This is a genomic window from Micromonospora phytophila (assembly GCF_023656545.1).
GTDB classification, from domain to species: Bacteria; Actinomycetota; Actinomycetes; order Mycobacteriales; family Micromonosporaceae; genus Micromonospora; species Micromonospora phytophila.
In genome coordinates, this window is record NZ_JAMOKF010000407.1 from 1 (window position 1) to 4,187 (window position 4,187).

4 protein-coding genes are annotated in these 4,187 nt (G+C 72.7%); 2 read left to right on the top strand and 2 right to left on the bottom strand.

The window, feature by feature from the left end:
- Positions 1–1,258 (bottom strand): Na+/H+ antiporter NhaA (gene nhaA / locus NCC78_RS28405; protein WP_250798356.1); only part of this gene is annotated, 1,258 nt, incomplete at its 3' end.
- A gap of 346 nt (positions 1,259–1,604) precedes the next feature.
- Between nhaA and NCC78_RS28410 the strand changes: the two genes are divergently transcribed.
- Entirely contained in the window at positions 1,605–3,068 is a 1,464-nt protein-coding gene (locus NCC78_RS28410) for a tyrosine-protein kinase domain-containing protein (RefSeq protein ID WP_250798357.1), read from the top strand.
- On the opposite strand, the gene NCC78_RS28415 is transcribed toward NCC78_RS28410, so the two are convergent.
- Entirely contained in the window at positions 3,049–3,603 is a 555-nt protein-coding gene (locus tag NCC78_RS28415) for an arsenate reductase/protein-tyrosine-phosphatase family protein (RefSeq protein ID WP_250798358.1), read from the bottom strand. The two genes, NCC78_RS28410 and NCC78_RS28415, sit on opposite strands and share 20 nt — an antisense overlap.
- A gap of 162 nt (positions 3,604–3,765) precedes the next feature.
- Here NCC78_RS28415 and NCC78_RS28420 point away from each other — a divergent pair.
- On the top strand, positions 3,766–4,187 hold a 422-nt coding region (locus tag NCC78_RS28420; RefSeq protein WP_250798359.1), incomplete at its 3' end, for a glycosyltransferase.

A 4,187-nucleotide genomic window follows, 5' to 3' on the forward strand; every position in this document is an offset into this window, starting at 1 on the left:
CGATCCGGCGGTAGGCGGCGTTGCGTCGGACCAGCACGACCGTGGCCAACAGCGCGGAGACCACCGAGCCGGTCAGCACCGCGACCTTGACGTTCTCGTCGGCCGCGCTGCCAGCGCCGAAGGCCAGCTCCCCGATCAGCAGCGAGACCGTGAAGCCGATGCCGGCGAGCAGCGCGACCCCGAGCAGGTCCGACCAGGTGATGTCCTCGTCCAGCTCGGCCCGGGTGAACCGGGCCAGCAGGAACGTCGAGCCGAAGATCCCGATGGCCTTGCCGAGTACCAGGCCGGCGACGATGCCGATCACGATGGGGTCGGTGACGACCGCGCCGAGGTCCGCGCCGCGCAGAGACACGCCCGCGGCGAAGAAGGCGAAGACCGGCACGGCGAATCCGGCCGAGACGGGCCGCCATCGGTGCTCCAGGTGCTCGGCGAGGCCGTGGGTGTCCCCGTCCCTGCCGCTGAGCACCGGCACGGTGAAGCCGAGCAGGACACCCGCCACGGTGGCGTGCACGCCGGAGGCGTGCACCAGGCTCCAGGCGAGCACGGCGAGCGGGATCAGCGCCCACCACCAGGTCCGCCGGCGCTGCACCAGCAGGCCGAAGAGCGCGATCGGCGCCAGGGCCCCGAGCAGCGGCAGCGGGCTGAAGTCGTCGGTGTAGAAGATCGCGATGATGGTGATCGCGAACAGGTCGTCGACGACCGCGAGCGTGAGCAGGAACGCCCGCAGCCCCTGCGGCAGGTGGGAGCTGATCACGGCCAGCACCGCCAGGGCGAAGGCGATGTCCGTCGCGGTGGGGACGGCCCAGCCGCGCAGCCCGTTCCCGCCCGCGGTCAGGTTGACCGCGACGTAGATCAGCGCCGGTAGCGCCATGCCGCCGATCGCGGCCACCACCGGCAGGGCCGCGCGCCGCGGGTCGCGCAGTTCGCCCGCGACGAACTCCCGCTTGAGTTCCAGCCCGACCACGAAGAAGAAGATCGCGAGCAGGCCGTCGCCGGCCCACGTCGCCAGGCTCAGGTCGAGGTGCAGCGCCTCGCCGCCCGGCCAGGGCACCCACGCGGCCAGGGCCCGGTAGGAGGCCTCCCACGGGGTGTTCGCCCAGACCAGGGCGATCACCGCGCCGAGCAGCAGGAGCCCGCCGCCGACGGTCTCGGTCCGCAGGACGTCGGCCAGGAACCGGGCCTCCGGCCAGGACGTACGCGAGAAGAGCCGGCGGGTCGACGAGCCGGAGCGGCCGGTGGGCGGGGTGCGGTCGGTCATGCGCGAGCTCACCTCAGGGTCGTGAAGACGGCAAGGATCGTCGCCGACCAGACTTCCCGGCACACCGGTTCCGACCCTATCCGCCGGTGCCCGCAGCCGCGAACCGGGCAGCCCGGCCGCGCTCACCCCGCCGGGTCCCTCCCGGGATTCACCGTTGCGGCCCCGCGTCCGACCGAGCCGGGCATCCGTTTGTCGGTTGTGGTCGGACGGATGCCCGGCGTCGAAAATACGCAAGTCGGAACGAAAGGCGTAATGAGTCGCTTTAATGGTTTCACGAGATTAAGTCGACCTTGGGGGTTTTCGTGAAGTTCTTTGGCGTTACCGGCCTGCTACGGAGGCGCGCCTGATGGACCTGTACCGCCAACTCCGCCTCGTGCGTCGGCACTGGTGGATCGTGCTCCTGACCGTCATGGTCGCCCTCGGCGTCACCGTCGGGATCACCGTCCGGACGAAACCCCGGTACGTGGCCTCGGTGACCTTCTTCGTCACCACGCCGAGCCAGGGGGTCACGGACGCCTATCAGGGCGGCCTCTTCCTCCAGCAACGCGTGAAGTCCTACGCCGAGCTGCTCACCAGCGACCGGCTGGCGCAGAGCGTGGTGGCCGAGAACCCGGTCGGGCTCACCGCCGAGGAGATCCAGCGCCGGGTCAGCACCTCGACCGAGACCGGCACGGTCCTGCTGCGCGCCTCCGTGACCGACACCGACCAGAACCGCGCGCTGAAGGTCACCGAGAGCCTCTCCGCGAAGTTCGTGGAACTGGTGCAGAAGGTGGAGACGACGCAGGACGGCAAGGCCGGCCCAATCAAGATCGAGGTGGTCAGCGGGCCGCGGGTGAGCTCCACCCCGGTCTCGCCGCAGCCGGTCCGCAACTTCACCATCGGCGGCCTGCTGGGGCTGCTCGCGGGGATCGGTCTGGCGATCCTGCGCGGCCTGGCCGACGTGCGGATGCGCGACGCCGCCGGTCTGCAACGCACCACCGGCAGCCCGCTGCTCGGCGAGATCCCGTTCGAGAGCACGGCGAAGGCGTCCCCGCTGATCGTCGGCGACGCGGTCAACTCGGCCCGGGCGGAGGCGGTGCGCAAGCTGCGCACCAACCTGCGCTTCGTCGACGTGCACGAGCCCGCCCGGGTGATCGCCGTGACCAGCGCACTGCAGGGCGAGGGCAAGACGACGCTCTCCTGCAACCTGGCCATCGCCCTGGCCGAGGCGGGCTGGCGGGTGCTGCTGGTCGACGCGGACCTGCGGCGCCCGAAGGTCGCCGACTACCTGGGCATCGACGACGGGGTCGGGCTCACCGACGTGCTGGTCGGCGACGTGCAGGTCGGCGACGTGGTGCAGCGCTGGGGCGACAAGTCCCTGCTGGTGCTGCCGAGCGGCTCGGCGCCGCCCAACCCGAGCGAGCTGCTCGGCTCCAAGGCCATGGCGGACCTGCTGCTTGCCCTGCGTGAGTCGGCCGACATCGTCATCATCGACACCGCCCCGCTGCTGGCCGTCACCGACGGTGTGGTGGTGGCCGTGCAGGCCGACGGCGCGCTGCTGGTGACGCAGCAGGGGCGTACCTCGCGCAGTCAGGTGGCCTCCGCCGCCCGTTCGCTGCACTCGGTCTCCGTCCGGCTGCTCGGCTGTGTGCTCAACATGGCCAAGATGCCCAAGGCCGAGGCGTACCAGTACGAGGCCTACCGGGTGGTCACGTCGGCCGGGACGCCGGACGTGCCGGCGGAGCGCGCCTCGACCTCCCGGCACGCCGAGCACCCGGGGGTCAACGGAGTCAGCGACCGCACGCAGGAACTCACCCGGCTGTCCCGATGAGCGCCGCGAGGGGTCGCATCGACCGTTCGATCTCCTCGGCGCAGCGGCGGAAGTCGGCGGCGGTGCCGCTGACCGGGTCCGGCAGGTCGTCCGCGTCCGGGGTGGCGGGTTGCAACCGCCCCCGGGCGCGGGCGGCGGCCTCGACCGCGGCCCGCAACTCCTCGCCCGCCGGGCCCGTGGCCGGCTCGGCCGCGGCGGCCAGCCGGCCGAACTGGCGCAGGGTGAACGTCCGGTGCAGCGCGGCCGGCGCCAGGGCGGTGCACATCGACCGCTGCCGCCGGGTGGCCGTCAGCACCAGCGAGGCGCCGATCAGGTGCTCGCGGCGTAGCTTCCGGCTGCGGAACTCGGCCGGATCCGCGCCGGTCTCCGCCGCCACCTCCGCGGCGTACGGGTGCATCAGCAGGTCGTCGCGGGCATCGGTGCCGGCGCTGGCCACCGTCACCGGCCGCCCGGCCAGCAACCGGCGGGCGATGTACTCGGCCATCGGTGACCGGCACAGGTTGGCGTGGCAGACGAACAGCACCCGGTCGACCATGTGGACCCCTCTCGTCGGTGCCGTCGCGGGGGACACCGCCGCGACGGCGGTCGGCCGGTGGTGGTGGCCGACCGCGGAGGGGATGTCGGCATCGTACGCGGACCGGACGCGTCGGAGTCACGGTGCCGCGCCGAAGCGCCGCGGCCGGGCGGAGGCGTCCCGATGAGGATCGGCATCCTGTCGTACCACTTCCCGCCCGAGCCGGCGTTCATCCCGGGCAGCCTCGCCGAGGAACTGGCCGCCCGGGGCCACGAGGTACGGGTGCTGACCGGCTTCCCGGACTATCCCGGCGGGCACGTCTACCCCGGCTGGCGGCAGCGCTGGCGGCACGAGACGCGCAGCGAGCGGCTGACCGTGCGGCGGGTTCCCCGGTACTCCGGCGGTGACGGGTCGCTGCGCACGCGCATGGCCGGCTACCTGTCCTTCGCCGCCAGCGTCACGGTGACCGGACGCGCATTCCTCGCCGACGTCGACGCGCTCTACGTCCACCAGCCGCCGGCGACCGCCTTCGCCGCGGCGGGTCTGCTGCGCCTGCTGACCCGGGTGCCGACCGTGCTGCACGTGCCGGACGTCTGGACGCACGA